The 26,624-nt window shown below is 73.3% G+C and carries 24 protein-coding genes and 3 pseudogenes; 7 read left to right on the top strand and 20 right to left on the bottom strand.

Annotated elements, in window-relative coordinates; genetic code table 11:
- Window positions 1-16 precede the first annotated feature (16 nt).
- The gene (locus ACSU6L_RS08705) at window positions 17-1,042 is read left to right on the top strand and encodes a hypothetical protein (protein ID WP_437064817.1); all 1,026 of its coding nucleotides are present in this window, start codon (window positions 17-19) and stop codon (window positions 1,040-1,042) included.
- A gap of 88 nt (window positions 1,043-1,130) precedes the next feature.
- Here ACSU6L_RS08705 and ACSU6L_RS08700 read toward each other — a convergent pair whose 3' ends face one another.
- From ACSU6L_RS08700 to ACSU6L_RS08685, 4 genes and pseudogenes are all read right to left on the bottom strand, one after another.
- Window positions 1,131-3,260, bottom strand: a complete 2,130-nt coding sequence (locus ACSU6L_RS08700) for a 3-hydroxyacyl-CoA dehydrogenase NAD-binding domain-containing protein (protein WP_073939217.1) — start codon at window positions 3,258-3,260, stop codon at window positions 1,131-1,133.
- Window positions 3,257-4,474: a thiolase family protein gene (locus ACSU6L_RS08695; protein ID WP_437055194.1), complete on the bottom strand. Its 1,218-nt coding sequence runs from the start codon at window positions 4,472-4,474 to the stop codon at window positions 3,257-3,259. The genes ACSU6L_RS08700 and ACSU6L_RS08695 overlap by 4 nt, the downstream gene beginning before the upstream one ends.
- Window positions 4,475-4,574: 100 nt before the next feature.
- The gene (locus ACSU6L_RS08690; protein WP_437055192.1) at window positions 4,575-5,621 is read right to left on the bottom strand and encodes a LacI family DNA-binding transcriptional regulator; all 1,047 of its coding nucleotides are present in this window, start codon (window positions 5,619-5,621) and stop codon (window positions 4,575-4,577) included.
- Window positions 5,618-5,818, bottom strand: a pseudogene (locus tag ACSU6L_RS08685) (hypothetical protein); the annotation flags it as partial. The pseudogene ACSU6L_RS08685 and the gene ACSU6L_RS08690, both read right to left, overlap by 4 nt.
- A 17-nt stretch (window positions 5,819-5,835) precedes the next feature.
- On the opposite strand from ACSU6L_RS08685, the pseudogene ACSU6L_RS08680 reads away from it, so the two are divergent.
- Window positions 5,836-6,027 (top strand): annotated as a pseudogene (locus ACSU6L_RS08680) (carbohydrate ABC transporter permease); the annotation flags it as partial.
- A gap of 42 nt (window positions 6,028-6,069) precedes the next feature.
- On the opposite strand, the pseudogene ACSU6L_RS08675 reads toward ACSU6L_RS08680, so the two are convergent.
- The 3 genes and pseudogenes from ACSU6L_RS08675 to ACSU6L_RS08665 all read right to left on the bottom strand — a co-directional run bounded on the left by ACSU6L_RS08675 (window position 6,070) and on the right by ACSU6L_RS08665 (window position 9,059).
- Window positions 6,070-7,358: pseudogene (locus ACSU6L_RS08675) on the bottom strand (ribonuclease D).
- A 130-nt stretch (window positions 7,359-7,488) separates the two neighbouring features.
- Window positions 7,489-8,151 carry a response regulator transcription factor gene (locus ACSU6L_RS08670; RefSeq protein ID WP_003993737.1) on the bottom strand — a complete coding sequence of 221 codons (663 nt, stop codon included), beginning with the start codon at window positions 8,149-8,151 and terminating at the stop codon, window positions 7,489-7,491.
- A gap of 233 nt (window positions 8,152-8,384) precedes the next feature.
- Window positions 8,385-9,059 (bottom strand): DUF3000 domain-containing protein, encoded by a 675-nt coding sequence (locus ACSU6L_RS08665; RefSeq protein WP_437055190.1) that lies wholly within the window; start codon window positions 9,057-9,059, stop codon window positions 8,385-8,387.
- A gap of 114 nt (window positions 9,060-9,173) precedes the next feature.
- On the opposite strand from ACSU6L_RS08665, the gene hemE reads away from it, so the two are divergent.
- Window positions 9,174-10,229 (top strand): uroporphyrinogen decarboxylase, encoded by a 1,056-nt coding sequence (gene hemE / locus ACSU6L_RS08660; RefSeq protein WP_437055188.1) that lies wholly within the window; start codon window positions 9,174-9,176, stop codon window positions 10,227-10,229.
- Between the two features lies 1 nt (window position 10,230).
- Here the strand turns inward: hemE and ACSU6L_RS08655 are convergent, their stop codons facing one another.
- The gene (locus tag ACSU6L_RS08655) at window positions 10,231-11,055 is read right to left on the bottom strand and encodes a rhomboid family intramembrane serine protease (protein ID WP_437055186.1); all 825 of its coding nucleotides are present in this window, start codon (window positions 11,053-11,055) and stop codon (window positions 10,231-10,233) included.
- A 107-nt stretch (window positions 11,056-11,162) separates the two neighbouring features.
- Here ACSU6L_RS08655 and ACSU6L_RS08650 point away from each other — a divergent pair, with 107 nt between their 5' ends.
- Window positions 11,163-11,423, top strand: a complete 261-nt coding sequence (locus tag ACSU6L_RS08650; protein WP_073939209.1) for a hypothetical protein — start codon at window positions 11,163-11,165, stop codon at window positions 11,421-11,423.
- A 142-nt stretch (window positions 11,424-11,565) separates the two neighbouring features.
- Here ACSU6L_RS08650 and ACSU6L_RS08645 read toward each other — a convergent pair whose 3' ends face one another.
- Window positions 11,566-12,963, bottom strand: a complete 1,398-nt coding sequence (locus tag ACSU6L_RS08645) for an FAD-dependent oxidoreductase (RefSeq protein ID WP_437055184.1) — start codon at window positions 12,961-12,963, stop codon at window positions 11,566-11,568.
- A 27-nt stretch (window positions 12,964-12,990) separates the two neighbouring features.
- Window positions 12,991-13,953: a DUF4349 domain-containing protein gene (locus ACSU6L_RS08640; protein WP_437055182.1), complete on the bottom strand. Its 963-nt coding sequence runs from the start codon at window positions 13,951-13,953 to the stop codon at window positions 12,991-12,993.
- Between the two features lie 157 nt (window positions 13,954-14,110).
- On the opposite strand from ACSU6L_RS08640, the gene hemG reads away from it, so the two are divergent.
- Together hemG and hemQ are read left to right on the top strand one after the other, a co-directional pair.
- A complete protein-coding gene (gene hemG / locus ACSU6L_RS08635; RefSeq protein ID WP_437055180.1) occupies window positions 14,111-15,565 on the top strand; it encodes a protoporphyrinogen oxidase in 1,455 nt (484 codons plus the stop codon).
- A gap of 4 nt (window positions 15,566-15,569) precedes the next feature.
- Window positions 15,570-16,295, top strand: coding sequence for a hydrogen peroxide-dependent heme synthase (gene hemQ / locus ACSU6L_RS08630; RefSeq protein ID WP_073939205.1), 726 nt, complete (start codon window positions 15,570-15,572; stop codon window positions 16,293-16,295).
- 48 nt (window positions 16,296-16,343) lie between these two features.
- Here the strand turns inward: hemQ and ACSU6L_RS08625 are convergent, their stop codons facing one another.
- From ACSU6L_RS08625 to ACSU6L_RS08605, 5 genes are all read right to left on the bottom strand, one after another.
- The gene (locus tag ACSU6L_RS08625) at window positions 16,344-17,930 is read right to left on the bottom strand and encodes an alpha/beta hydrolase (RefSeq protein WP_437055178.1); all 1,587 of its coding nucleotides are present in this window, start codon (window positions 17,928-17,930) and stop codon (window positions 16,344-16,346) included.
- A 148-nt stretch (window positions 17,931-18,078) separates the two neighbouring features.
- Complete coding sequence (locus tag ACSU6L_RS08620; RefSeq protein ID WP_437055176.1) at window positions 18,079-18,855, bottom strand: TIGR04222 domain-containing membrane protein; 777 nt, start codon at window positions 18,853-18,855, stop codon at window positions 18,079-18,081.
- A 186-nt stretch (window positions 18,856-19,041) separates the two neighbouring features.
- The gene (locus tag ACSU6L_RS08615; RefSeq protein ID WP_437055174.1) at window positions 19,042-20,373 is read right to left on the bottom strand and encodes a DUF692 domain-containing protein; all 1,332 of its coding nucleotides are present in this window, start codon (window positions 20,371-20,373) and stop codon (window positions 19,042-19,044) included.
- A 164-nt stretch (window positions 20,374-20,537) separates the two neighbouring features.
- On the bottom strand, window positions 20,538-21,377 hold the full coding sequence (locus ACSU6L_RS08610; RefSeq protein WP_437055172.1) for a DUF1206 domain-containing protein: 840 nt from the start codon (window positions 21,375-21,377) through the stop codon (window positions 20,538-20,540).
- Between the two features lie 131 nt (window positions 21,378-21,508).
- Complete coding sequence (locus ACSU6L_RS08605; protein WP_437055170.1) at window positions 21,509-21,652, bottom strand: hypothetical protein; 144 nt, start codon at window positions 21,650-21,652, stop codon at window positions 21,509-21,511.
- A gap of 159 nt (window positions 21,653-21,811) precedes the next feature.
- Between ACSU6L_RS08605 and ACSU6L_RS08600 the strand changes: the two genes are divergently transcribed.
- On the top strand, window positions 21,812-22,195 hold the full coding sequence (locus tag ACSU6L_RS08600; protein ID WP_437055168.1) for a hypothetical protein: 384 nt from the start codon (window positions 21,812-21,814) through the stop codon (window positions 22,193-22,195).
- 124 nt (window positions 22,196-22,319) lie between these two features.
- Here the strand turns inward: ACSU6L_RS08600 and ACSU6L_RS08595 are convergent, their stop codons facing one another.
- The 5 genes from ACSU6L_RS08595 to ACSU6L_RS08575 form a co-directional block, all read right to left on the bottom strand.
- On the bottom strand, window positions 22,320-23,036 hold the full coding sequence (locus tag ACSU6L_RS08595) for a peptidyl-tRNA hydrolase (RefSeq protein WP_437055166.1): 717 nt from the start codon (window positions 23,034-23,036) through the stop codon (window positions 22,320-22,322).
- 101 nt (window positions 23,037-23,137) lie between these two features.
- Window positions 23,138-23,326, bottom strand: coding sequence for a hypothetical protein (locus ACSU6L_RS08590; protein ID WP_365509927.1), 189 nt, complete (start codon window positions 23,324-23,326; stop codon window positions 23,138-23,140).
- 20 nt (window positions 23,327-23,346) lie between these two features.
- A complete protein-coding gene (locus ACSU6L_RS08585; RefSeq protein WP_437055164.1) occupies window positions 23,347-24,231 on the bottom strand; it encodes a polysaccharide deacetylase family protein in 885 nt (294 codons plus the stop codon).
- 102 nt (window positions 24,232-24,333) lie between these two features.
- A complete protein-coding gene (locus ACSU6L_RS08580) occupies window positions 24,334-25,701 on the bottom strand; it encodes a PhoX family protein (protein WP_437055162.1) in 1,368 nt (455 codons plus the stop codon).
- Between the two features lie 88 nt (window positions 25,702-25,789).
- Window positions 25,790-26,590, bottom strand: a complete 801-nt coding sequence (locus tag ACSU6L_RS08575; RefSeq protein WP_437055160.1) for a slipin family protein — start codon at window positions 26,588-26,590, stop codon at window positions 25,790-25,792.
- Window positions 26,591-26,624 lie beyond the last annotated feature (34 nt).

The following is a 26,624-nucleotide window of genomic DNA, read 5'->3' as shown; positions in this document are numbered from 1 at the left end:
GAGTGGGGCCGTGTCAATGGTCCGTACAGTGAACGGCGACTGGCTCATACGCGGCCGCGACGGCCGGCTCGGCGTCTACACCACCCGTGACGAGGCCGTCTGGTGCCGGGCCGAGCGCCACCCGGGCGGCGCCTGGCTGCCCTGGCGGAGGATGGGCGGCGACCAGCGCCTGCACACCGTCCTCGCCGTCGGTCAGGGTGCCGACGGCTACGCCCACCTCGTGGCCTGGCAGCCCACCACCGGCGACGAGGCGGGCCTGGTGCACTCCACCCACTTCCGCGGGCACCTCGCCGCCCTCGACTGGATCCCGATCGGCCACCCCAACAAGAACTGGGCGCGGACCGGCCGGCCCGCCGTGGCCGTGGACGCCGAGGGACGGGCGTACGTCTTCGTCGGCAACCGCGGCAAGGGGGTGCACACCGTCAACCAGAAGGTGCGCGGCGGCTGGAACGCCTGGCACGACCTCAAGGGATCCAAGGTGCACGAGGAACTCGTCGCCGTCACCGGGGAGTCGGGCCTGGTCGAGCTCTACGGCGTGAGCCCGGCCGGCATCCTGCGCTGGCTCCAGGAGGAGCCCGGCGGACGCCCGGTGACGGCCGATCCGCTGCCGGTGCCGGTCGAACCGGGCACGCTGGCCGCCCTGCCCACGTCCAAGGAGCACACCACCCTGTTCTTCGCGGACCGGGAGGGCATGATCCACGCCTGGCGGCCGGACACCGACCCGGTGCCGCTGCTCGCCGCGGCCGGCCCCGGCCCGCTGTCCCTGCTGCGCTGCGTCCTCGACGGCCACGACTGCACGGTGCTCGCCCAGCGCTCGGCCTCCGGCCGGGTCGCCTTCGCCGCCTACCCCACCGAGCGGGAGTCGGCGGGCCTGTGGTGGACGGAGTCCGGGCCGCAACTGCCCGTCGGGACGCGGGTGGCGCTCGCGGAGGACGCCGGGGGCCGGGTCGTGGCCGCGACGGTGACGCCCGACGGCGAACTGCGGGTGGCCCGTCAGAAGGACGAGCCCGGACTGGCGTTGGCGGCCTGGCAGACCGTCTGACGGCCCTGCGACGGCTCCCTGACGGCCTCGGAGACGAAGGTGCCCCGCACACCTGACGTGTGCGGGGCACCTGCTTCACGCGAAGGGGTTACGCCGGGACGCTCGCCACGCCCTGCGCCAGGAACCGCTTCCCGTTCACCCGCTCGGCGACGCCCTCACGGTCCAGGTACGGCGTGATGCCGCCCAGGTGGAAGGGCCAGCCGGCGCCGGTGATCAGGCACAGGTCGATGTCCTGCGCCTCGGCGACGACGCCCTCGTCGAGCATGAGCCCGATCTCCTGGGCGACGGCGTCCAGCACGCGGGCGCGGACCTGCTCCTCGGTCAGGACGACGTCGCCCTGCTTGAGGAGGGCGGCGACCTCCGGGTCCAGCTCGGGCTTGCCGCTGTCGTAGACGTAGAAGCCGCGCTTGCCCGCCTCGACGACCGCCTTGAGGTTCGGGGAGACCGTGAAGCGGTCCGGGAACGCCCTGTTGAGCGTCTCCGAGACGTGCAGACCGATCGCCGGGCCGACCAGCTCCAGCAGCACCAGCGGCGACATCGGCAGGCCCAGCGGCTCGACCGCCTTCTCCGCGACCTCGACCGGGGTGCCCTCGTCGATGACGTTCTGGATCTCGCCCATGAAGCGGGTCAGGATGCGGTTGACGACGAACGCCGGGGCGTCCTTCACCAGCACCGCGGTCTTCTTCAGCTTCTTGGCCACGCCGAAGGCGGTCGCCAGGGAGGCGTCGTCCGTCTTCTCGCCGCGGACGATCTCCAGCAGCGGCAGGATCGCGACGGGGTTGAAGAAGTGGAAGCCGACGACCCGCTCGGGGTGCTTCAGCTTCGACGCCATCTCCGAGACCGACAGCGAGGAGGTGTTGGTGGCGAGGATCGCGTGCGCCGGGGCGACCGCCTCTACCTCCGCGAACACCTGCTGCTTGACGCCCATCTCCTCGAACACGGCCTCGATGATGAAGTCCGCGTCCGCGAAGCCCTCGGCCTTGTCCAGGACACCGGTCACCAGCGCCTTGAGGCGGTTGGCCTTGTCCTGGTTGATCCGGCCCTTGCCGAGCAGCTTGTCGATCTCGGCGTGGACGTAGCCCACACCCTTGTCGACGCGCTCCTGGTCGATGTCCGTGAGGACGACCGGGACCTCCAGGCGGCGCAGGAAGAGCAGCGCGAGCTGCGAGGCCATCAGGCCCGCGCCCACGACGCCCACCTTCGTCACCGGGCGCGCCAGGCTCTTGTCCGGGGCGCCGGCGGGGCGCTTGCCGCGCTTCTGCACCAGGTTGAAGGCGTAGATGCCGGAGCGCAGTTCACCACCCATGATCAGGTCGGCGAGCGCCTTGTCCTCGGCGTCGTAGCCCTGCTGGAGGTCGCCGTTCTTGGCGGCGGCGATGATGTCGAGGGCGCGGTAGGCGGCCGGGGCGGCGCCGTGCACCTTGCCGTCGGCGATGAAGCGGCCCTTGGCGACGGCCTGGTCCCAGGCCTCGCCGCGGTCGATCACCGGGCGCTCGACCTCGATGTCGCCCTTGAGGACCTGCGCGGTCCACAGCAGCGACTGCTCCAGGAAGTCGGCACCCTCGAACAGCGCGTCCGCGATGCCGAGTTCGAAGACCTGCCGGCCCTTGAGCTGCTTGTTCTGGTTGAGGCTGTTCTCGATGATCACCGAGACGGCCTTGTCGGCGCCGATCAGGTTCGGCAGGATCGTGCAGCCGCCCCAGCCGGGGACCAGACCGAGGAAGACCTCGGGGAGGGAGAACGCCGGGACGGCCTTGGAAACCGTGCGGTAGGTGCAGTGCAGGCCGACCTCGACGCCGCCGCCCATGGCGGCGCCGTTGTAGTAGGCGAAGGTCGGCACGGCGAGGCCGGACAGGCGCTTGAAGACGTCGTGGCCGCCCTTGCCGATGGCGTAGGCGTGGTCCCACTCCTTCAGCAGCTCGACGCCCTTGAGGTCGGCGCCGACGGCGAAGATGAACGGCTTGCCGGTGATGCCGACGCCGACGATCTCGCCGTCCCGGGCCTCCTTCTCGACCTGGTCGATGGCGGTGTTCAGGTTCGCCAGCGACTGGGGGCCGAAGGTGGTCGGCTTGGTGTGGTCGTGCCCGTTGTCGAGGGTGATCAGGGCGAACCGGCCCGCCCCGAACGGAAGGTCGAAGTGGCGTACGTGCGCCGACGTGACGACCTCGTCCGGGAACAGCTCGGCCGCACCCTTCAGCAGCTCAGCGGTGGTGCTCACTTGTCCCCCTCGAAGTGCGGGTTCTCCCAGATGACCGTCGCGCCCATGCCGAAGCCCACGCACATGGTGGTCAGGCCGTAGCGGACGTGCGGCTGCTCCTCGAACTGGCGGGCCAGCTGCGTCATCAGACGGACGCCGGAGGAGGCCAGCGGGTGGCCGAAGGCGATGGCGCCGCCGTACTGGTTGACGCGCTCGTCGTCGTCGGCGATGCCGTAGTGGTCCAGGAAGGCCAGGACCTGGACGGCGAAGGCCTCGTTGATCTCGAACAGGCCGATGTCGGAGATGGACAGACCCGCCTGGGCGAGCGCCTTCTCCGTGGCCGGGATCGGGCCGTAGCCCATGACCTCCGGCTCCACGCCCGCGAAGGCGTAGGAGACCAGGCGCATCTTGACGGGCAGGCCGTTCTCGCGCGCGAAGTCCTCGGAGGCGATGAGGGAGGCGGTGGCGCCGTCGTTCAGACCGGCCGCGTTACCGGCGGTGACCCGGCCGTGGACGCGGAACGGGGTCTTCAGGCCGGAGAGGTTCTCCAGCGTGGTGCCCGGGCGCATCGGCTCGTCGGCGGTGACCAGGCCCCAGCCGGTCTCGCCGGCCTCCGGGTTGGTGCGGCGCACCGAGATCGGCACCAGGTCGGCCTGGATCTTGCCGTTGGCGTACGCCTTGGCGGCCTTCTCCTGCGAGCGCACGGCGTACTCGTCGGCGCGCAGCTTGGTGATCTGCGGGTAGCGGTCGTGCAGGTTCTCCGCGGTCATGCCCATGAACAGGGCGGACTCGTCGACCAGCTTCTCGCTCACGAACCGCGGGTTCGGGTCGACGCCCTCGCCCATCGGGTGACGGCCCATGTGCTCGACACCGCCCGCGACGGCGATGTCGTACGCGCCGAAGGCGACGGAGCCGGCGACCGTGGTGACCGCGGTCAGCGCGCCCGCGCACATCCGGTCGATGGAGTAGCCCGGAACCGACTGCGGCAGGCCCGCGAGGATGCCGGCCGTGCGGCCGATGGTCAGGCCCTGGTCGCCGATCTGCGTGGTCGCGGCGATGGCGACCTCGTCGATCTTCTTGGGGTCCAGACCGGGGTTGCGGCGCAGCAGCTCCCGGATCGCCTTGACGACGAGGTCGTCGGCGCGGGTCTCGTGGTAGATGCCCTTCGGGCCCGCCTTGCCGAACGGGGTGCGGACGCCGTCGACGAAGACGACGTCCCTGACGGTACGAGGCACGATGGCTCTCCTCCAGGGTGCGGGACGCTGAGCGCTTGCTCAGACCATGCTACTTATGAGTAACGTAGCTGCCCAGTCCTGGTAGGTCGAGCGGCGAAGGTCACATCGAGGCGGGGTGCTGCCGAGACGGCGGCGCCGTGGACCCACGTGGCGTCAGCACCGGCGTCGGCACCGGATGCGAACCCGGCCCCTCCCCGGTGATCACCCCGAACAAGGTGCGTGCCACCTCCGCCCCGAACCCGTGCACGTCATGACTCATCGCGGACAGCGTCGGGTGCGTCAGCCGGCACAGCTGCGAGTCGTCCCACGCCAGCAGCGACACGTCCTCCGGCACCCGCAGACCCATCTCCGCCGCCACCGACAGACCCGCGACCGCCATGATGTCGTTGTCGTACACGATCGCCGTGGGCCGGTCCGGCGGCGACGCCGTCAGCAGGGACCGCGTGGCCCTGGCACCCGCCTCGCCCGAGAAGTCCGTGGCCACCTGCCAGGCCCCCGCCAGCGCCAGCTGCCGCGTCGCCTCGTCGAACGCGGCCGTGCGCAGCGCCGTGTGCCCGAGCGCCGCCGCCCCGCCGACCCGGGCGATCCGCCGGTGCCCGAGCGCGGCCAGATAGCGCACCGCCTCGCCGACCGCGCTGGTGTCGTCGGTCCACACCGACGTCAGCGAGCCGGTCAGCGAGGGATGGCCGACCGCGACCACCGGCAGCCCGAGCCGTTCGGCGACCCGCACCCGGGGGTCGTCCGCGCGGAAGTCGACCAGGATCGAGCCGCCGATCTGCCGCGCCTTCCACCAGGACTCCAGCAGCCCGGCCTCCTCGTCCGGCGTCTTCACCAGCCGCAGCAGCAGCGAGCAGGAGTGCTCGGTCAGCACGCTCTCCACGCCCGAGACGAACTCCATGTAGAACGGCTCCAGGCCGAGCATCCGGGCGGGCCGGCAGATCGCCAGCCCCACCACGTCCACCCGCGCGCCCGCCAGCGACCGCGCGGTCAGGTTCGGCGCCCAGCCCAGCTCCCGGGCGGCCCGGAAGATCCGGTCCCGGGTCGCCTCCGAGAGCCCCGGCTTGTGGTTGAAGGCGAGGGAGACGGCTCCCTTGGAGACGCCGGCGCGCGCGGCGACGTCCTTGATGGTGACGCGGGAGGCGGTCATCGCGTGGGCTCCATGCAGTACAGGGCGGCCCGGGCGGCGGCCGCGTCGGCATTCTCCCAGCCCCCGACACCGATGGTCACCCGCTCCCCGGGCAGCAGCGTCACCAGGCCCCGGCCGGCCCGCGCCGCCGGGTCCAGCCGGTCGGCCTGCAGCAGCAGATCCCGTACGAGGGCCTGGGCCGTCACCTCGATCCCGCCGGCACCAGGGCGACCTCATCCCCTTCCTCTACATGCCGTCCGAAGACCTTGGCGTGATCTCGACGTCCCTGTTCCGCTTCCGCGGCCCGTTCGGCGCGCACTGGGAGGCGATCTCGGCCGGGGCGGTCCTGGTGATCCTCCCGACCCTGATCGTCTTCCTGCTCCTGCAGAGGTTCATCTACAACTTCATGAAGGGGGCGACCAGGTGAGACGCCGTACGGCCCCCACGGCCCCCACGGCCCCTGTGGCCCCTATGGCGCCTTGGCGGACAATGCCTCGACCAGGACCGGCGTGACCAGTTCGACCTGCCACGGCCGGGCCCCGTACCCCACCAGTGCCTGGGAAACGCCCTCGGCGTCGGCGCCCTTCGGCGGCTCCCAGCAGACCCGCCGTACCGTGTCCGGCGCGACCAGGTTCTCCTGGGGCAGATTGAGCTCCTCGGCCAGCGCGGTGACCTTCGCGCGGGCGGCGGACAGCCGGGCGCGGCCGCCGGATCCTTGTCCGCCCACGCCCGGGGCGGCGGCGGCCCGGCGACCGGCTGCCCCGGCTGCGGCAGCTGGGACTCGGACAGCGCCTTGGCCCGGTCCACCGCGGCCTGCCACTGTTCCAGCTGGCGCCGCCCCATCCGGTGCCCGAACCCGTTCAGCGCGGAAAGGGCGTGCGTGTTGCCCGGCAGCGCGAGCGCGGCCTCGACGATGGCCGCGTCCGACAGCACCTTGCCCGGCGAGACGTCGCGCCGCTGGGCGATCCGGTCGCGGGTCTGCCACAGCTCCCGCACCACGGCGAGCTGCCGTCGGCGCCGCACCTTGTGCATGCCGGAGGTGCGCCGCCAGGGGTCCTTGCGGGGCTCGGGCGGCGGCGCGGAGGCGATCGCGTCGAACTCCTGCCGGGCCCACTCGAGCTTGCCCTGCCGGTCCAGCTCCTTCTCCAGCGCGTCGCGCAGGTCGACCAGCAGCTCCACGTCCAGGGCGGCGTACCGCAGCCAGGGCTCGGGCAGCGGGCGGGTGGACCAGTCGACGGCGGAGTGGCCCTTCTCCAGGACGAAGCCGAGGACGTTCTCGACCATGGCGCCGAGGCCGACCCTCGGGAACCCGGCGAGCCGGCCGGCCAGCTCGGTGTCGAACAGCCGGGTCGGCACCATGCCTATTTCGCGCAGGCAGGGCAGGTCCTGGGTGGCGGCGTGCAGCACCCACTCCACGCCGGACAGCGCCTCGCCGAGGCCGGACAGGTCGGGGCAGGCGACGGGGTCGATCAACGCGGTGCCGGCGCCCGCGCGGCGCAGCTGCACCAGGTAGGCGCGCTGGCCGTAGCGGTAGCCGGAGGCGCGCTCGGCGTCGACGGCGACGGGGCCGGAGCCGGCGGCGAAGGCGGCGATCACCTCGGCGAGGCCGGCCTCGTCCGCGATCACGGGCGGAATGCCCTCGCGGGGTTCCAGCAAGGGGATCGGCGCCTCCGTAGCAGAAGATCCGCCGTCGTCCGGAGGGGCGCCTCCGGTGGTTCGCAGTGAGCTGTCTGCTGCGGTGTTGTGGGCGTCGGTCACCTGTCAAGGGTATCCGTGGATGCCCGACGCCCGTCGACGTAACGTTCCGTCGACGGGCGCCCGAGGGTCGTAAACCGGTCAGCTCGGGGAAACACCGGTGTTCACGAGCCGTGGGCCGGGGTTCAGGGATTCAGTGGATGATGCCGGTCCGCAGGGCCACGGCGACCATGCCGGCGCGGTCGCCGGTGCCGAGCTTGCGGGCGATTCGGGCGAGGTGGCTCTTGACGGTCAGTGCGGACAGGCCCATCGAGACGCCGATGGCCTTGTTGGACTGCCCCTCGGCGACCAGTCGCAGCACCTCCACCTCGCGGCCGGACAGCTCGCGGTAGCCGCCCGGGTGGCTCGGAGCACCCGGGGGGCGGCGGTGGAGGCGGGCGGCGGCCGCGCCGATCGGGGCGGCACCGGGCCGGGTGGGGAGCCCGACGTTGGTGCGGGTGCCGGTGACGACGTAGCCCTTGACGCCGCCCGCGAGGGCGTTGCGCACGGCTCCGATGTCGTCGGCGGCGGACAGGGCGAGCCCGTTGGGCCAGCCCGCGGCGCGCGTCTCCGACAGGAGGGTCAGGCCGGAGCCGTCGGGCAGGTGGACGTCGGCGACGCAGATGTCTCGTGGGTTGCCGATGCGGGGACGAGCCTCGGCGATGGACGACGCCTCGATGACATCGCGCACACCGAGCGCCCACAGATGGCGGGTGACGGTGGAGCGGACGCGAGGATCGGCGACGACGACCATGGCGGTGGGCTTGTTCGGGCGGTAGGCGACCAGGCTTGCGGGCTGCTCGAGGAGAACGGACACCAGGCCTCCTGGGTGCGGGACGGCTTTGAAGGTCAAAGACCTCTTCGGCAGCAAACCCGGCGGCCTTTAGAGAATGATCACGATCTAGTGAGTAGCAATCGGTGCAATTCGGACACGCGGTCGATCGTTCGGTGAACGAATCGGTTCGTTCGAGCGACTGGTCCTGACTGAAAGTGGCCGTATCGACAAAACGACGGCAAAGCCGGAGTGTCGCTCCCGGCGTGACCGCCGACTCAGCGGGACTGCGGCCCCCGCCGCTGCGGCAGCGTCACCACCGACGCGTCGCCCGGACCGGCCGGCGGCAGCCCCGCCACCTGCGCCAGCAGATCGCACCAGGACGCCAGGTGCGCCGCCGTGTCCGGCACCCCGCCCAGGCCCTCGCGGGGCGTCCAGGAGGCGCGGATCTCGATCTGCGAGGCGGCCGGGCGGGAGGCCAGCCCGCCGAAGTAGTGCGAGCTCGCACGGGTGACGGTGCCGCTCGGCTCGCCGTACCCCAGCCCGCGCGCCTGCAACGCCCCCGTCAGCCACGACCAGCACACCTCCGGCAGCAGCGGATCGGCCGCCATCTCCGGCTCCAGCTCCGCGCGCACCAGCGTCACCAGCCGGAAGGTGCCCTGCCAGGCGTCGTGCCCGGCCGGGTCGTGCAGCAGCACCAGCCGGCCGTCGGCCAGATCCTGGTCGCCGTCGACGACCGCCGCCTCCAGGGCGTACGCGTACGGCGCGAGCCGCTGCGGGGCCCGGGTAGGCTCGACCTCGACCTGCGGACGCAGCCGCGCCGACCGCAGCGCGTCGACGGCGGTCCGGAAGACCGGCGGCGCCGCCTCGCCCTCGCCCGTATGCAGATCCCTCTCCTTCGGATCGTCCATTCCGCCAGCGCCGTCCGACAGTCGTCCCTGAGCCGCAGCCATGCGGGGAAGATTAAGCGGAACGGGCGCCCGGCGCAGGGAGAGACACCCCGCCGGGCGCACCGGCCTGCACGGGGCCCGGCCGGGGCCGTCACCGCGCCGTGCGAAACTTGCCCCGTGAGTGCCAACCAGACGCAGCCTTCCGCGACGTACGACTCCGCCTTCCTCAAGGCGTGCAGGCGCGAACCCGTGCCGCACACGCCCGTGTGGTTCATGCGGCAGGCCGGGCGCTCGCTGCCCGAGTACCGCAAGGTCCGCGAGGGCGTCCCCATGCTGGAGTCCTGCATGCGGCCCGAGCTGGTCACCGAGATCACCCTCCAGCCCGTGCGCCGGCACGGAGTGGACGCGGCGATCTACTTCAGCGACATCGTCGTCCCGCTGAAGGCCATCGGCGTCGACCTCGACATCAAGCCGGGCGTCGGCCCGGTCGTCGAGCGCCCGATCCGCTCCCGCGCGGACCTCGCCCAGCTGCGCGACCTCACCCCCGAGGACGTCTCCTACGTCACCGAGGCGATCGGCCTGCTCGTCCGCGAGCTGGGCGGCACCCCGCTCATCGGCTTCGCCGGCGCCCCGTTCACCCTCGCGAGCTACCTCGTCGAGGGCGGCCCGTCGCGTACGTACGAGAACGCCAAGGCGATGATGTACGGCGACCCCGAGCTGTGGGCCGACCTCCTCGACCGCCTCGCGGACATCACCTCCGCGTTCCTGAAGGTGCAGATCGAGGCGGGCGCGAGCGCGGTCCAGCTGTTCGACTCCTGGGCCGGTGCCCTCGCCCCCGTCGACTACCGGCGTTCCGTCCTGCCCGCCTCGGCGAAGGTCTTCCAGGCCGTCGCCGGCTACGGCGTCCCGCGCATCCACTTCGGCGTCGGCACCGGCGAGCTGCTGGGGCTCATGGGCGAGGCCGGCGCGGACGTCGTCGGCGTCGACTGGCGCGTCCCGCTGGACGAGGCCGCCCGCCGCGTCGGCCCCGGCAAGGCGCTCCAGGGCAACCTCGACCCCACGGTCCTGTTCGCCCCGCAGCCGGCGGTCGAGGCCAAGACCCGCGAGGTCCTGGAGGCGGCGGCCGGCCTGGAGGGCCACGTCTTCAACCTCGGCCACGGCGTGATGCCGTCCACCGACCCGGACGCGCTGACCCGGCTCGTGGACTACGTCCACACCAACACCGCCCGCTGACTCACCAGGTGTGCCGGGGCCGTGCCTGCCTGCCGAAGAGCAGGCCACGCGGCTCCGGCGGCGGGGGAGTACCCGGTCTGAGCGGCCAGGCGAGCAGCATCCCGGCGAGGAAGCCGGCGATGTGCGCCGCGTACGCCACGGTGCCCGCGTCGGAGACGCCCTCGCCGGAGGAGTACACCGCCTGGAGCCCGAACCAGAACCCCAGCACCAGCCAGGCGGGCAGCCGCAGCGGCAGGAAGATCAGGAACGGCACGAGGACCCACACCCGGGCCCTCGGATACAGCACCAGATAAGCGCCGAGGACCCCGGCGATCGCCCCGGAGGCGCCGATCAGGGGATCGGCGGAGCCGTCGTTGAGAAGCGCGAAGCCGTACGTCGCCGCGTAGCCGCAGACGGCGTAGAAGAGCGCGAAGCGGGCATGGCCCATGCGGTCCTCGATGTTGTTGCCGAAGATCAGCAGGAAGAGCATGTTGCCGAGCAGGTGCAGCCAGCCGCCGTGCAGGAACAACGCGCTCAGCACGCTCAGCTCGGGCCACTTGGCGTAGTCCGGCGGCCTGACGACACAGCCCGGCCCCTGCGGGCCCAGCGCGGTCTCGCCGGTCGGGACCAGCCGCGGCATCCGATGGTGGATCAGCTCCTGCGGCACCGCCGCGTACTGGTCCAGGAACGCCTGCAGCCGGCACAACTGCGCCAGGCCGCCCTCCCCGGTCACTGACGCGGCCAGGCCGGGCGTGAACAGGAACACCAGCACGTTGGCGGCGATCAGCGCGTACGTCACCCATGGCGTACGGCGCGCCGGGTTCACGTCATGGACGGGGATGACCACGAGGAACTACTGCCCGGGAAGCGTTCGCCGAACCGGTGAACACGGCCGTCCGTGTCTGCGTATGTCTCGGCGGACGGTCCGTGGCACGACGACGTGAGGAACAGGCGATGAGCGACCGTGTGACCCCACCGATGCACGCGATGCCCGACGGCGAGGCCGAACTCGCCCTGGTCATCCGCCTGCCCTGGGAGGACGTGGCCCGCCTCGGCCAGGAGGCGGGGCGGCTGGCGGCGCAGACCCAGCGGCCGGTGACGCTGGACGAGGCGGTGAGCCATCGGCTGCGGTCGGCACGGCTGCCCGCGGCGCACGCGAAGCCGGAGCAGCCGGCGTCGGTGGCGTCGCTGCCGAGGATGAACGGGACGGCTTAGGCGGTCTGCGGTCTGCGGGTGGGCGGGGGTTGCTCCCGCAGTTCCCCGCACCCCTGAGGGCGTCCACTGGTCCGGCCTCCAGGGCGCGGGGAACTGCGCGACCAGCCACCCTCCACCCGCACCCGGCGACGCGACCGCACCCCTACGGCGCCCCCCGCACCGCCTGCGCAGCCTTCCGCGCGGCGACAAGAACCGGGTCCCACACCGGCGAGAACGGCGGCGCGTACCCCAGGTCCAGGTGGATCACCTGGTCCACGGTCAGCCCAGCGGTCAGCGCCACCGCGGCGATGTCGACGCGCTTGCCCGCTCCCTCCCGGCCGACGATCTGCACACCCAGCAGACGGCCGGTGCGGCGCTCGGCGAGCATCTTGACGGTCATGGGGGAGGCGCCGGGGTAGTAACCCGCGCGGCTGGTCGACTCGATGGTGACCGTCTCGTACCGCAGGCCCGCCCGCCGCGCGTCCTTCTCGCGCAGGCCGGTGCGGGCGATCTCCAGGTCGCAGACCTTGCTCACCGCGGTGCCGACGACGCCGGGGAAGGTGGCGTAGCCGCCGCCGACGTTGGTGCCGATGACCTGGCCGTGCTTGTTGGCGTGGGTGCCGAGGGCGATGTGCCGCTCGCGGCCCGAGACCAGGTCCAGCACCTCCACGCAGTCGCCGCCCGCCCAGATGTCCTCGTGGCCGCGCACCCGCATCGCGAGATCGGTGAGCAGCCCGCCGTGGTCGCCGAGGGGGAGGCCCGCCGCGCGGGCGAGCCCGGTCTCGGGGCGCACGCCGATGCCCAGCACCACCACGTCCGCCGGGTACTCGGCGTTCTGCGTGGCCACCGCGCGGACCCGGCCGTCGTCCCCGGTGAGCACCTTGGTCACCTCGGCGTCGTTCACCATGGTGATGCCGAGGCCCTCCATGGCCCGGTGCACCAGGCGGCCCATGTCGGGGTCGAGCGTGGCCATCGGCTCGCTGCCCCGGTTGACGACCGTCACCTCGTAGCCGCGCTTGATCAGCGCCTCCGCCATCTCCACGCCGATGTACCCCGCGCCGACGACGACCGCGCGCCGGCCACGCGTGGCACCGAGGGTGTCCAGCAGGGCCTGGCCGTCGTCGAGGGTCTGCACCCCGTGCACACCGGGCGCGTCGGCGCCGGGCATGTCGGGGCGGACGGGCCGCGCCCCGGTGGCGATGACGAGACGGTCGTACGACATCCAGGACCCGGCGCCGGATTCCAGGTCCCGCGCGTACACCCGCCGCCCGTCGACGTCGATCTCCGTGACCTCCGTGCGCAGCCGCACGTCGATGCCGCGGGCCCGGTGCTCCTCGGGGGTCCGCGCGATCAGCTCGTCGCGCTCGGCGACGTCACCGCCCACCCAGTAGGGGATGCCGCACGCCGAGTAGGAGGTGAAGTGCCCCCGCTCGAACGCCACGATCTCCAACTCGTCGGCGTCCTTGAGCCGACGGGCCTGTGACGCCGCGGACATCCCCGCGGCGTCACCGCCGATCACCACCAGACGCTGCCGGTCACCCCTCGTACCGCTCATGCTCATGCGAACACGCTACGGGGGTCCGGCATTTCAGTCGCGCCCGGCACCCGCCTCGCCGGCCTCCGGGAGCGGGCCCGGCGCCGTCATCGCGGGTGCCTGCGCCGCGCGGCGCGGCAGCCGGGGCCGGACCAGCCGCAGCCACACCAGGACGAGCAGTGCCGTCAGCGCGGCGAAGGGCAGCACCGCGGCGAGGGCCACGACGATCCAGCGCAGCGTCGACACGAACGCGTCCCAGCCGCCCCCGAGCGCGTCGCCGATCCCCGGGTCGTCGTCATCGGCGGCCTTGTCCACCGGTGTCCCGGTCAGCGACAGGGTGATGGTCGCCAGGCCGGCGCGGTCCTTCAGGGACGCCTGCCGGGCGAGCAGTGCCTCCAGGTCGGCCTGCCGGCTGCTCAGTTCGCCCTCCAGCGTCACCACGTCGCTCAGCTTGGTCGCCTCGTCCATCAGCTCGCGGATCCGCGCCACGCTGGCCCGCTGCGACCGGATCCGGCTCTCCACGTCGACGACCTGCTCGGTGACGTCCTGCGCCTTCGCGGTGCGCTCCAGCAGCCTGCCCGCGCCCTCCAGGCCCTTCAGCACCTCCTCGTACCGGTCGACCGGCACCCGCAGCACGACCCTGGTCCGCTCGCCGCCCTCGTCGTCGCGGTGCGTGGTCTCCTGGCCGACGTAGCCGCCCGCGTCCTCGGTGACCGCGCGGGCGTCGGCGAGCGCCTTCGGCACGTCCTTGACCTGCACGGTCAGTGAGGCGGTGCGGATGATGTGGCTCGCGACCGGCTTCGGCGCGGCCTCGTCCCGGTCGTTCTGGCGGGCCTTCGAGTCGCCGCCGCCCGCCTCGTAGCCCGGCGCGGCGGCCTCCGCGGCCTTGGCGCCGTCACCGCCGGAGGAGGTGTCGCTCGCGCCGCTGCATCCGGTGGCCGCGAGGGCGGCGGCGAGCAGCAGCCCGGCGAGGAGCCTGCCGGGCCGGTGGGCGGGTGCGGAACGTGGTGTGCGCATGTGGGATCCCCCGGGGTTCGCTGCGACGGACGTTCCTTCGACGTCCGGCCGGCGCCGGGCGTTTGACGGCACCGGTTCCGAACCGGTCACGGTCGGGACTCGGCCGGGCCACGGCCCCGCGACGGCGCCGCCGGTGCCGTCTGAGAAGGTGGAGGGCATGAGCGGAGTACGGAGCGACGCCGGGCGGGTCGTCGTCATCGGAGCCGGGATCGCCGGGCTGGCCGCCGCCCACCGGCTGCTGGGGCGAGGCGCGCGGGTGACCGTGCTGGAGGCGTCCGACAGGGTCGGCGGCAAGCTCCTGCCCGGCGAGATCGCGGGCGTGCGGGTCGACCTCGGCGCCGAGTCCCTGCTGGCGCGCCGCCCCGAGGCGGTCGGCCTCGCGCGGGAGGCAGGCCTCGCCGACCGGCTGGAACCGCCGGCCACCGCGACCGCCGCGCTCTGGACCCGCGGCGCCCTGCGCCCCATGCCCAAGGGCCACGTCATGGGCGTGCCCGGCACCGCCGCCGCCCTGTCCGGGGTGCTCTCCGAGGAGGGCCTGCGCCGCATCGAGCGGGACGCCGAGCTGCCCCGCACCGAGGTCGGCGACGACGTGGCGGTGGGGGAGTACGTCGCCGCCAGGCTGGGCCGCGAGGTCGTCGACCGCCTCGTCGAACCCCTGCTCGGCGGGGTCTACGCGGGCGACGCGTACCGCATCTCCCTGCGCTCCGCCGTCCCCCAGCTCTTCCAGGCCGCCCACACCCACGACTCGCTCACCGAGGCGGTCCGCGAGATCCAGGCCAAGGCGGCGGCGAACCCGCGGACCGGCCCGGTGTTCATGGGCCTGCGGGGCGGCGTCGGCACCCTGCCGCTGGCGGTGGCCGACTCCGTGCGGGCGCGCGGCGGGGAGATCCTGACCCGGACGGCGGCCACGGAGCTGCGCCGCCGGCCCGACGGCGGCTGGCTCGTCACGGCCGGGGACCGGGTGCTGCCCGCGGACGCCGTGGTCGTCGCCGTCCCCGCGCCCGCCGCGGCCGGACTGCTGCGCGCCGAGGCCCCCGCCGCCGCGGCCGAGCTGACGGCCGTGGAGTACGCGTCGATGGCGCTGATCACCCTCGCCTACCGGCGCGCCGACATCCGCCTCCCCGAGGGCAGCGGCTTCCTGGTCCCGCCGGTCGACGGACGGACCATCAAGGCGTCCACGTTCGCCTCGCAGAAGTGGGGCTGGATCGCCGAGGAGGACCCGGAGACGGTGGTGCTGCGCACCTCGGTGGGACGCCACGGCGAGACGGAGATCCTGGACCGCGACGACGCCGGCCTCGTCGCCGTCTCCCGGCAGGACCTCGCGGCGGCCACCGGCCTCGACGCCACGCCCGTCGCCACCCGCGTCACCCGCTGGGACGGCGGCCTGCCGCAGTACCCGGTCGGGCACCACGCGCGCGTGGCCCGCATCCGCGGCCACGTCGCCGAACTGCCGGGACTGGCCGTGTGCGGCGCGGTGTACGACGGTGTCGGCGTCCCCGCCTGCATCGCGAGCGCGTATGCCGCGGTGGACCAGCTGGGCGGTGACCTGCGCGGTGTGCAGGAGCTCACCGCCCACCCGGTGCAGAGCCTGCACGGCGGAGCGGGAGAATGAGGGCATGAGTGACGACGCCACCACCACCGGACGGGTCCCGAACAAGGGCAAGCTGGCCAAGGACCTCAACGAGGTCATCCGCTACACCCTGTGGTCCGTGTTCAAGCTGAAGGACGTGCTCCCCGAGGACCGCGCGGGTTACGCCGACGAGGTCCAGGAGCTGTTCGACCAGCTCGCCGCGAAGGACGTGACCATCCGCGGCACCTATGACGTCTCGGGCCTGCGCGCCGACGCCGACGTGATGATCTGGTGGCACGCCGAGACCAGCGACCAGCTCCAGGAGGCGTACAACCTCTTCCGCCGCACCAGGCTGGGCCGTGCCCTGGAGCCGGTGTGGTCCAACATGGCGCTGCACCGCCCCGCCGAGTTCAACCGCTCGCACATCCCGGCGTTCCTCGCCGACGAGACGCCGCGCGACTACGTCAGCGTCTACCCGTTCGTGCGCTCCTACGACTGGTACCTGCTGCCCGACGAGGACCGCCGCCGGATGCTCGCCGACCACGGCAAGATGGCCCGCGGCTACCCGGACGTCCGCGCCAACACGGTCGCCTCGTTCTCGCTCGGCGACTACGAGTGGATCCTCGCCTTCGAGGCCGACGAGCTGTACCGCATCGTCGACCTCATGCGCCACCTGCGCGCCTCCGAGGCCCGGATGCACGTCCGCGAGGAGGTCCCGTTCTTCACGGGCCGCCGCAAGTCGGTCGCCGACCTGGTCGCCGGACTGGCCTGACGCCCGGCGGCGCGGGGCCGCGCACTGCCCCGCGGACGGCCGACGGTCCTACCGGTCGGTCCTCGGCTCGGGTTCCGGGCGTGGCGCGCACGCCGCCCGCCGCCCCGGAACCCACCCCTCCAGCAGATACGCGTCGACATACCCGTTGACGCAGGCGTTGGGACCGCCCACGAGCCCGTGCGTCCCCGCGTCCCGCTCCGTCACCAGCACCGACCCCGACAAACGCCGGTGCAGCTCCAACGCCCCCTCGTACGGCGCGGCGGCGTCCCGCTCAGCCGCCAGGATCAGCGTCGGCGGCAGCTCCCCGGGCCCCGTCCGCACGTCCAGCGGCTGCTGACGCGGCGCGGGCCAGTACGCGCAGGGCAGGTTCATCCACACGTTGTCCCACGTCTCGAACGGCGCCAGCCGCGCCAGCCGCGTGTTGTCCCGGTCCCACACCGCCCAGTCCGTCGGCCAGGGCGCGTCGTTGCACTCCACGGCCGTGTAGACCGCGCTCGAGTTCTCCGCCTCGGGCGAAGCCTTCCGGCGCGGACCGGCCAGGTCGATCAGCGGCTGCGGATCGCCCTTCAGATACGCCGACAGCGCCCGCGCTCGCGCCGGCCAGTGGTCGTCGTGGTACCCGGCCTGGAGGAACAGGCTCTGCAACTGCCCCGACCCGACCCGCCCGCCGGCCGGCTCCGCGGCGAGCCGCGCCCGCGCCAGGTCGTAGCCCTGCTGCACGTCCTGCGCCCGGGCTCCCAGCCCGTACACGTCGTGGTGCTTGGCGATCCAGTCCTTGAAATCCGCCCAGCGGTCTTCGAACGCGGCCGACTGGGCGAGGTTGTTGCGGTACCAGACGTCCGAAGGATGCGGGTTCACCGCCGCGTCGAACACCATCCGCCGCACACGCGAGGGGAACAGCGTCGCGTACAGCGCCCCGAAGTAGGTGCCGTACGACGAGCCGATGAAGTTGAGCCGGTCCTCGCCCAGCGCCGCGCGCAGTACGTCGAGGTCGCGGGCGTTGTTGAGGGAGTGGTAGTGGCGCAGCGCGTCGCCGGAGCGCTCCAGGCATCCGCGGGCGTACGCCTTCGCCTTCACGATGCGGTCGCGCTTGTACGACTCCAAGGGGTGCGCCGGGGACTGGGTGGGCCCCTTGAAGACCTGCGCGGGGTCCTGGCAGGACAGCGGCGCCGAACGGCCGACACCGCGCGGGGCGTAGCCGACCAGGTCGTAGGCGGCGGCGATCCGCTTCCACTTGGGAAGCATGCCGACCAGCGGGAAGTGGTAGCCGGAGGCGCCGGGGCCACCCGGGTTGTAGACCAGGGCGCCTTGCCGGGTCATCCGGCGCTCGCCGTCCTGCGGGTCGCGCTCGGTGGCGGGAACCCGGCTGACGGCGAGCTGGATCTGCCTGCCGTCCGGCTGCGCGTAGTCGAGCGGAACGGTCACGGTGCCGCACTCCATGCTGGCCGGCATGTCCCGCCCCGCCGTGCACCGGCCGAACCGGACCCCTTGGGCCGCGGCCCGGGCGACGGCCACCGCGGTGCCGCGTACCTCGGCGGCGGCCACCGGGGTCTTCGGCGCGCTGTCGGCGGGAGCGGCGGCGAGGGTGGTCAGCAGCAGGGACCCGGCGGCCGTGTAGAGGGCGGCAGCTCTCATCGCGTACTCCCTTTCGGTGCGCGGCAGCGACAAAAGGGAAGTTTCGTTTGGTTCTTGGCGAAGGCAAGCACCGGCCGCCCGGTGTCGGCGCCCGTGCTTCCGTACGCCCCCTGAATGGGCCTCCCCGGGCCGCGGGCCCGGCCCGCCGTCAGCCGCGCCGGACGGGCCCGCGCCGGGCGAAGGCCGCCCGCAGCTCGGGCTCGCCGACCGCACCGACCCCGCGGACGGCCACCGTGGTGAGGTAGACGCGGTCGTCGGCCGCGTCGCCGGAGTGCCGGGCCAGCCGGCCCAGCAGCCGCTGCCCGGCCGGGGAGGCCCAGTCCGAGTACGGGTGCGCCTCCATGCGGGCCAGGGCGAGGCAGCTCAGCGTGAGGGCGAGGGGCAGCGCGAACCAGAAGGCGACCAGATGGCGCGGCATGCCCGGCTCGACCGGCAGCAGCAGCGCCGTCACCCCCAGCGCGACCACGGCCAGCGCGGCGAACCGCACCCGCCGCACGCCCGCCGCGACCGTCGTACCGGCCCCGGCCGGGACGGCGAGACCCGCGCGGACCAGCCGGTCGGCGAGCCCGCGCACCGCCTCGGTGGCGGCCGCGGCGGCCCGCACAAGGGCGATCGGGGACTGCCCCTCCGGGCCGATGGCCCCTATCACCGAACGTTCCATCTCGTCGCGCCCGCGCGGGTCGACGACGGTCGCCCAGCCGGTGTGCGCGAGCAGCAGCCGGCGCTGGCGGGCCATCGAGACCAGCGTCAGATCGGCGACCCGCGCGGGCCCGCCGGACAGGAACGCGGCCTCGTAGAGCGTCAGATCGTGCGTTCCGCCCGTGTCCGCGTCGGTGTCGGCGGCGTGCACGGCGGCCAGACACAGCAAGGTGCACGCCGTACCGGCGGCGACCCAGGCGAGCAGCAGGAGGATGACCCAGAACATGCCGTGTTTCTATGCCGGTGATCTGTCGAGCGCCATCCCCTGTTCATCATCCGGACAGAGTGTCGCGGGTATGTGACGTTCCGTTTCCGCGCAGGTCGGAAAGGTGCGGACGGGCCCGAACAGGCGGGACAGGCCGGGCAGAGGAGGGACGAGCCGGGCGGGCCGGGGGCCGGCGGCTACCGCCGCTCAGCGCCCCAGCAGCACCCGGCGGGCGCCGCGCGCCAGCCGTGCCGCCGGACGTGCCGAACGCGGCGCCGGGCCCGAGCGCTCCCGCCACCACGCCCGCATCTCCCGCCGCACCCGCGCCTGCAGCCGGTCCGAATCCAGCAGGTGCTCGGCGAAGTCCAGGGCGTCCCGCCGGTAGCCGCCGGTCATCGGACGCCGGTGCGCGTACGCGAGGAACTCCGTCCGGTACGCGTCCCCGAGCAGCTCCGGCAGTTCCGGGGCCACCTTCGCCACGACCCCCGCCCGTTTCCCGGCGAGCGCCCGCGTCTGCACCCGCAGCCGGGCCCGGTCGAACCCCTCCGGGGCGGGTGTCCCGGCGACGAGCGCGGAGAGCAGCGCGGCCTGGGCGAGACCGAGCCGCTCGCGCACGCCGTCCGGCACGGCGCCCGCGGTGGCGGTCGCGGCGGTGGCCGCCGGGCGCGGCGCGGAGGTCTCCGCCGTCGCCGCCCCGGCCGCCCGCGACTGCCCCCGGCCCTTGCGCAGGGCCTCCCGGATGGCCGCCAGCTCGCCCTCCAGCTCGGCCGGTTCGGGGAAGTTCTCGTCCCGCTCCAGCAGCACCCCGGCCGGTGCCACCCGCGACGCCAGGTCGGTCAGGATGTCCAGGACCGGCCGGGGCACGGGGTGAGCGTGGCTGTCGTGCCAGACGCCGTCACGTTCGAAGCCGCCCGCGACATGGACGTAGGCGATGGCCTCCACGGGGAGTTCGGCGAGCGCCTTGGCCGGGTCCTCGCCCCGGTTGACGTGGTTGGTGTGCAGGTTGGCCACGTCGATCAGCAGGCGTACGCCGGTACGGTCGGCCAGCTCGTACAGGAACTGTCCCTCCGTCATCTCCTCGCCCGGCCACGAGAACAGCGCGGCGATGTTCTCCACCGCCAGCGGCACCGGCAGCGCGTCCTGCGCGATCCGCACGTTCTCGCACAGCACGTCGAGCGCGTCCCGGGTGCGCGGCACCGGCAGCAGGTGGCCCGCCTCCAGCCGGGGTGACGCGGTCAGCGGTCCGCCCGCGCGGACGAACGCGATGTGCTCGGTGACCAGCGGCGACCCCAGCGCCTCGGCCCGCTCGGCCAGCGCCGACAGCCGGCCCGGGTCCGGCCGGTCGGCGCCGCCGAGGCCGAGGGCGACGCCGTGCGGCACCACGGTCACCCCGCGCTCGCGCAACCGCCGCAGCGAGTCCGGCAGATGGCCGAGGCAGACGTTCTCGGCGACGACCTCGACCCAGTCGATGCCCGGCATCGCCTCCACGGCGTCCGCGATCTCCGGCCGCCACCCGATTCCCGTCCCCAGTCGCTGCATGCTTCCCCCACCTCCACGTTCTCGCACGGCGTTCCGCACACCGCGTGAGGGGGGTATGGCCACGCCGCCGGGGCGCGAACCCTGCGGGCCGCGCCTTCAGAGCAACATTTGAGGTTCCGGCCCTGCCCGTCGCGGAGAGGCCGGGAGGCCCGGCGCCGCCCGCTTCAGACCCTGCGGTAGCGGGCGAGAGCGACGGAGAACAGACCGAAGACGGCCAGACCGAGCGCCACCAGGGACAGCAGCCAGGGCCCGGCCGGGGCGTCGGCGAGAGCGCGCAGCGTGCCGTCCAGGCCCTTGGCCCGGTCGGGGTCGTAGTCCACCGCGGCGATCACCACGAAGACGCCCGCCGCCGCGTAGACCAGCCCGCGGGCCACACCGCCGGTGACGCCGAGGACGTCCACCACGCGACGGACCCGGCGGGACATGTCCGCCCGCTTGAGGTGCTTGTGGAAGGTACGCCGGACCGCGCGCACCCCGATGCCCACGCCGACCCCCAGGACGACGAGACCCGCGACGCCGACGAGCCAGCGGCCCAGGGGGAGTTCGAGAGCGCGGGCGGTGAGGTCGCGTGAGGTCGCGTCGCTTCCCTCGTCGTTCTTGGAGGAGGTCACGAACGACAGCACGGAGGACGCCACGAAGCCGTAGAAGACGCAGCGCCCGGCGTTCAGGGCGCGCTTGGACGCCTTGCGGCCGTCCGGGCCGGACGCGCCGAACAGGGCCTCGGACAACCGCCACAGCGCCATCCCGATCAGGCCGATCCCGATCGCCCACACCAGCGCCTCACCGAACGGCTGCCGCGCCAGCTCCTGGACGGCTCCGCTGCTGTCCGCCTGCCCGGCTCCGCCGCCATGGGCGATGCGCAGGGCCAGCAACCCTATCAGCAGATAGATCGTGCCGCGGGCCACCAGGCCCCAGCGGGCCCCGGCGTCGACGACGGAACCGTTCGCCGCCCGGCGAGCCCTCGCGGCCCCCTTGCCTCGCGTCACGGATGCTCCGGTCGCCATGGCCGCCGCCCTTCTGTCGTTGATTCGCCCGGCGGTGTTCGACGCCGGCGAAGGCCCGGATGCCCTGCCCGGGACGGGATATGCGTCCGCCCCGGGCAGGGAAGCCGGCACCTGTTCGCGGGCAGGCGCGGTCAGCGGCGGCGCAGTCGGCCGAGCAGGGTGCGGGCCTGCGCCCGGGTACGGGGATCGGAGGCCGCGCGCCGCGCCGACGCGATGGCCCGCCGGCCCTGAGGGGTGCGGCTGTACTGCTTGATCCGGTCGATGATGCCGGGCATGACACCTCCATGGTCGCTGTGCGGTGAGAAGCGATAGGCCTCCTCTTCGCTGCGTCTACCCGCGCGACGCCGCCGGAGGCAGCGCGGACGCACGACGGTTGTCCAAGGGCGCGTGGACGTAGTGCGTTTGTCCTGAGCGGAATCGGTAACGCGCTCTCCATGGCGAACACACAAGAGCGAGAAGGCAAGACCGCGCAGGCCGCCCGTACGGCGAAGACGGCCGCGTCGAAGACCGGGGACAAGGCCGCGTCGTCGGGCACCACCGCCGCGCGGGCCGCGCGTTCGGCGTCCGAGGGCGGATCGCGGGCGGTGGCGGCCGCGGGCACCGCGCTCGCGAGCACCAAGGACACCGTGGTGTCGACCGCCGGTCAGGTGGCCACCGCCGCCACGACGGCGTGGACGGTCATCAAGGCCCGCAAGCTGATGGCGACCGGTGCCGCGACGGGTGTGACGGCCCTCGCCACCCTGTCCTTCGCGGCGGGCCGGGTCTCCGCGCGCCGCGGGCACGGGCCGATCACGCGGCTGACCGGCGGACGCTTCTGAGCGCGCGGAACCCGCGGCCCCCGGGGGTCCTGAAAGGCTGTCGGCAGGCGCGCCGGCCATGTCCGTACCGCACGACGGCGAGCCCACGGCCTGCTCGTGACATGGCCGAGCCTGCGCACACCCGCTAACGCAGCGCCGGATGCTGGGCGACCACCGTGCAGGAGCCGGGCGCGATCTCCGTGAATCCGGCGTCCCGCACCACCGGCAGGCCGCTCGCGGTCAGCTCGCGCCAGCGCGCCGGGTCCGCGGTGCGCACGGCGAGTGGGAAACCGGCGTCGTGCCAGGCCGCGCGTTCCTCGTCCGGCAGCGCCCACCAGGCCAGTTGAGCGCCGTGCCCGGCCTGCGCCATGGCCTTGCCGGCCGACATCTCCACCTCCGGGCTCATCCACAGCACCGGCGTGCCCGGGTCGGCCGCGGTCGGCCGCTCCGGGTCGTCGAGGTCGGTGCCGGACACCTGGAGCTTGGCCAGTTCCTTCGGCCAGCCGTCCAGCGGCACCGGTGGGAAGACCCGCACCTCCGCCGACTTCCCGGTGACCGTGATCCCGGGCAGTGTCTCCGCCCGCCGCCACTCCGCGCCGCGGGCCCGCCGGACGACCTTGCGGATCCGGGCGTCCTGCCAGTCCCGCACGGCCTGCGCCCACTCGCCGTCCCCCAGCGACCGCTCGTCGGACAGCATCACGAGCACGGCCTTGGCCGCCGTCTCCAGCGCGTCGGTGCGCGCCGGGGGCTCGGCCCGCTCGATGCGCACGACCAGCGGGAGCACGAACTGCGGGGCCTCGTCACGGGCCGAGCGGACGGGACGGAAGGGACTGTCGCCGGGAACGGGGGAAGGATGTGTCACGTCCTTCAGTCTGCCAGGCGGAAGATCCGCGGGGGACGCCCGTCCCCGCCGCCCGGGACCCCGGCCCGCGACCGGGGCGCCGAGCGCCGGAGTCCCGCCGGTCAGCCGGAGCAGGCGGTGCGCTGGGCCTCCTGCCACTCGCAGACGGGGCACAGGGTGATGCCCTTGTACGACTCGGGGTACTCCGTCGGCTCCCGGCACAGCACGCACTCCGCGTACGGCGGCCCGTCCGCCTTGGGCGGCCTGGTCGCGTCGATCAGGCAGTAGTCGTTGACCTCGGCCTCACTCATACCCTCCAGGGTAGGCCTGGTCAGCGAGGTGCGGCACTGATCAGTTCGGACACCTTCACGAACCGGAAGCCCCGGTGGCGCAGCTCGGGCACGATCGTGCGGATCGCCCGCTCGGTCGCGGGGGCGGCGCTCGTCGTGCAGTGCAGGACGACCACCGATCCGGGCCGGACGCCGTCGAGCACCTGCCGGGCCACCGCGTCGGCGTCCGTCGCGAAGGCGTCCCCGCCCACCACGTCCCACTGCACGGCGGTCACCCCGGTGCCGGCGAGCGCCCGCAGGGCCCGCTGGTCATAACAGCCGCCGGGGAAGCGGAAGTACGGCCTGGCGTCCGGGACGCCCACCGCTCGGAAGGCGGCGTAGGCCCGCTCCACGTCCGCGCGCATCAGCGGTTCGTCGACGGTGGGCAGGCCGTAGCAGTCCTCGGTGTAGGAGTAGTGGCTGTAGGAGTGGTTGGCGACCTCGAACAGCGGGTCCCGGCCGATGGAGCGGGCCTGGACCGGATACTCCTCGGCCCACCGGCCCGTCATGAACACGGTGGCCGGCACCCCCAGCGCCCGCAGCGTGGCGATCAGCCGCGGATTGTCGAACCGCTCGCCCGCGGCGGCTCGTGGCCCCTGGTCGGCGGTCATGTCGGCGTCGAAGGTGAGCGCGACGGTCTTGTCGCCGGGCGTCCGGGGCCCGTTGTGGAACACCGGCGTCATTCCGCCGGGGCCGGGCGCGAGGGTGGGCGGCCGGGCGGGGGAGGGAGAGCCGGGGGAGGGGGAGGCAGGGGAAGGGGAGGGAGTGGAGGCTGAGGCCGGAGGGGTGGCCCGGGAGGCGGTACGGGCGGCCTCGGGCGCGCCGCACGCGGAGAGTGCGGCGCCGAGCGCACAGACGGCGGCAATACGTCGTACAAGAACGATCATAATACGAACGTAAGCGGGCGGAGGGGAGGAATCGGCCCGCGTTGCCGTCGGTGCGCTCGGCGCCCGCCGGAACTCACCCGGCCGGGCGGCCGGGCTCCGTCGCTACTTGCGCCAGGGGCCCGTCACCGCGAACGTCGTACCCGGCGTGTAGCAGTTGACGTACATGGTCCGGCCGTCGGGGGAGAAGGTGACGCCCGCGAACTCGCCCCACTCCGGCTCGTCGTCGGTGCCGATGTTCTGCCGGCCGCGGGCCATCTCGTACACCTCCCCCTTCCGGGTGACGCCGAAGACGTGCTGGGCGCCGTTGCCGTCCTCGCTGACCATCAGACCGCCGCTGGGCGCGAGGCAGATGTTGTCCGGGGACTCGCCCGGCAGCTGGACGTCCGTGTCCGGGCCGAAGACGATCACCAGGGTGAGACGGCGGCGGTCCGGGTCGTAGCGCCAGATCTGCCCGAAGTGGTCGGCGGCCGACCCCTCCCGGCTGCGGGCGTACGACGACACGAAGTACACGCTGCGCCCGCCCCAGTAGCAGCCCTCCAGCTTCTGCGCGCGGGTGATGCCCTTCCTGCCGTAGTCCTGGAGGCGGACCGGTGTCTCCGCGGCCAGCGGGTCCGGTACGTCCACCCACTCGACGCCGTCGAAGGAGGCGCCGGGTTCCTGCACGGCCGACAGGTCCGGCACGCCGGGGACCCGCATGGCCTGGAGGCTGCCGCCCGCCCGCAGGGCGCCGGTGCCGCCGAGCGGCTTGCGCGGCAGGAAGCGGTAGAAGAGGCCGAAGGGCTGGATGAACGCGTCCTCGGTCTCGTACACGATGCCGCTGCGCGGGTCGACGGCCACGGCCTCGTGCTGGAAGCGGCCCATCGCGGTCAGCGGGACCGCCCCGGTGCGGCGCGGGTCGGCCGGGTCGACCTCGAAGATGAACCCGTGGTCCTTGGTGTAGCCGTTCGTGCCCGCCTTGTCCTCGGTCTCCTCGCAGGTCAGCCAGGTGCCCCAGGGAGTCGGCCCGCCCGAGCAGTTGACGGCCGTACCGGCGATGGCGACCCGCTCGGACAGCACCTCGTTGCGGGCGTCGAGGGTGAGCGCCGTACAGCCGCCCTTGCCCGCCGGGTCGTAGGTCAGGCCGTCGACCGTGGGGACGCCGAGTCTGGCGGTGGCGCGGTTCTCGTGGTTGCGGACCAGGTGGACGCGGCCGCGCCGGCCGGCCAGGGCGGTCATGCCGTCGTGGTTGGAGGGCACCGGGCCCTCGCCGGAGCGCAGCGGGTCGCCCTCGCGGGACAGCACCTTGTAGCGGAAGCCCTCCGGCAGGTCGAGCAGACCGTCCGGGTCGGGGACGAGCGGACCGTAGCCGGTGTGGCCCAGTTCCTGGGCGGCGGCCGTACCCGCGAAGAGCTCGGAGACGGCTCCGGTGAACGCGATGCCCACTCCCAGGGCGCCGGTGCGGGCGAGGGCCTGACGACGGGTCACAGACATGGAAAAACCTTCCTGCTGGCGGACAGGACAGTTGATCCGCTGTGTCTATCACTCGTATCGCGTCACGGGAACAACGCGCGTAGCACCATCACGTGTCGAGCGCGGGCGGCGGCGGGTGCTTCCCGTCCTGCTCCTGGCCCCGCTCCAGGAAGCGCAGCAGCTCCACCGGGATCGGCAGCACCAGCGTGGAGTTCTTCTCCGCCGCGACCGCCATCACCGTCTGGAGCAGCCGCAGCTGGAGCGCGGACGGCGCGTCGGCCATCTGATGGGCGGCCTCCGCCAGCTTCTTGGAGGCCTGCAGCTCGGCGTCGGCGTTGATGATCCGGGCCCGGCGCTCACGGTCCGCCTCGGCCTGCCGGGCCATGGAGCGCTTCATCGTCTCGGGCAGCGACACGTCCTTGATCTCCACCCGGTCGACCTGGACGCCCCAGCCGACGGCGGGACTGTCGATCATCAGCTCCAGGCCCTGGTTGAGCTTCTCCCGGTTGGACAGCAGATCGTCGAGGTCGCTCTTGCCGATGATGGAGCGCAGCGAGGTCTGGGCCATCTGGGAGACCGCGAACTTGTAGTCCTCGACCTTGATCAGCGCGCTCGGCGGGTCGACGACCTTGAAGTAGACCACCGCGTCCACCCGCACGGTCACGTTGTCGCGGGTGATGCCCTCCTGGGCGGGCACCGGCATCGTGACGATCTGCAGATTGACCTTGTGCATCCGGTCCACGAACGGAACGATCATGGTGAGCCCGGGCGGGCGCACGCCGTCCAGGAGCCGTCCCAGCCGGAAGACCACTCCGCGTTCGTACTGCTTCACGACCCGTACCGCCGCCGCGACATAGACCACACTCGCGGTGCCGACCGCCGCGGCCGCCGTCAGCAGCTCCTCCACCATGACGTCCCCCTCACCCAGAGGGCTGAATGTCCGA

This window comes from Streptomyces sp. enrichment culture (assembly GCF_964272855.1).
Lineage (GTDB): Bacteria > Actinomycetota > Actinomycetes > Streptomycetales > Streptomycetaceae > Streptomyces.
Note: the sequence above shows the minus strand (reverse complement) of the source record. Positions and strands in the feature narration are given on the sequence as shown.

What these genes read in the sequence shown, in the direction of transcription:
- ACSU6L_RS08590 (WP_365509927.1), bottom strand. Translation starts at nt 23,326, where the DNA reads ATGAGTGAGGCCGAGGTCAACGACTACTGCCTGATCGACGCGACCAGG.
- ACSU6L_RS08580 (WP_437055162.1), bottom strand. Translation starts at nt 25,701, where the DNA reads ATGTCTGTGACCCGTCGTCAGGCCCTCGCCCGCACCGGCGCCCTGGGA.
- ACSU6L_RS08585 (WP_437055164.1), bottom strand. Translation starts at nt 24,231, where the DNA reads ATGATCGTTCTTGTACGACGTATTGCCGCCGTCTGTGCGCTCGGCGCC.
- ACSU6L_RS08600 (WP_437055168.1), top strand. Translation starts at nt 21,812, where the DNA reads ATGGCGAACACACAAGAGCGAGAAGGCAAGACCGCGCAGGCCGCCCGT.
- ACSU6L_RS08645 (WP_437055184.1), bottom strand. Translation starts at nt 12,963, where the DNA reads ATGAGCATGAGCGGTACGAGGGGTGACCGGCAGCGTCTGGTGGTGATC.
- ACSU6L_RS08620 (WP_437055176.1), bottom strand. Translation starts at nt 18,855, where the DNA reads ATGTTCTGGGTCATCCTCCTGCTGCTCGCCTGGGTCGCCGCCGGTACG.
- ACSU6L_RS08640 (WP_437055182.1), bottom strand. Translation starts at nt 13,953, where the DNA reads ATGCGCACACCACGTTCCGCACCCGCCCACCGGCCCGGCAGGCTCCTC.
- ACSU6L_RS08610 (WP_437055172.1), bottom strand. Translation starts at nt 21,377, where the DNA reads ATGGCGACCGGAGCATCCGTGACGCGAGGCAAGGGGGCCGCGAGGGCT.
- ACSU6L_RS08575 (WP_437055160.1), bottom strand. Translation starts at nt 26,590, where the DNA reads ATGGTGGAGGAGCTGCTGACGGCGGCCGCGGCGGTCGGCACCGCGAGT.
- ACSU6L_RS08705 (WP_437064817.1), top strand. Translation starts at nt 17, where the DNA reads ATGGTCCGTACAGTGAACGGCGACTGGCTCATACGCGGCCGCGACGGC.
- ACSU6L_RS08650 (WP_073939209.1), top strand. Translation starts at nt 11,163, where the DNA reads ATGAGCGACCGTGTGACCCCACCGATGCACGCGATGCCCGACGGCGAG.
- hemQ (WP_073939205.1), top strand. Translation starts at nt 15,570, where the DNA reads ATGAGTGACGACGCCACCACCACCGGACGGGTCCCGAACAAGGGCAAG.
- ACSU6L_RS08605 (WP_437055170.1), bottom strand. Translation starts at nt 21,652, where the DNA reads ATGCCCGGCATCATCGACCGGATCAAGCAGTACAGCCGCACCCCTCAG.
- hemG (WP_437055180.1), top strand. Translation starts at nt 14,111, where the DNA reads ATGAGCGGAGTACGGAGCGACGCCGGGCGGGTCGTCGTCATCGGAGCC.
- ACSU6L_RS08665 (WP_437055190.1), bottom strand. Translation starts at nt 9,059, where the DNA reads ATGGCTGCGGCTCAGGGACGACTGTCGGACGGCGCTGGCGGAATGGAC.
- ACSU6L_RS08625 (WP_437055178.1), bottom strand. Translation starts at nt 17,930, where the DNA reads ATGAGAGCTGCCGCCCTCTACACGGCCGCCGGGTCCCTGCTGCTGACC.
- ACSU6L_RS08690 (WP_437055192.1), bottom strand. Translation starts at nt 5,621, where the DNA reads ATGACCGCCTCCCGCGTCACCATCAAGGACGTCGCCGCGCGCGCCGGC.
- ACSU6L_RS08615 (WP_437055174.1), bottom strand. Translation starts at nt 20,373, where the DNA reads ATGCAGCGACTGGGGACGGGAATCGGGTGGCGGCCGGAGATCGCGGAC.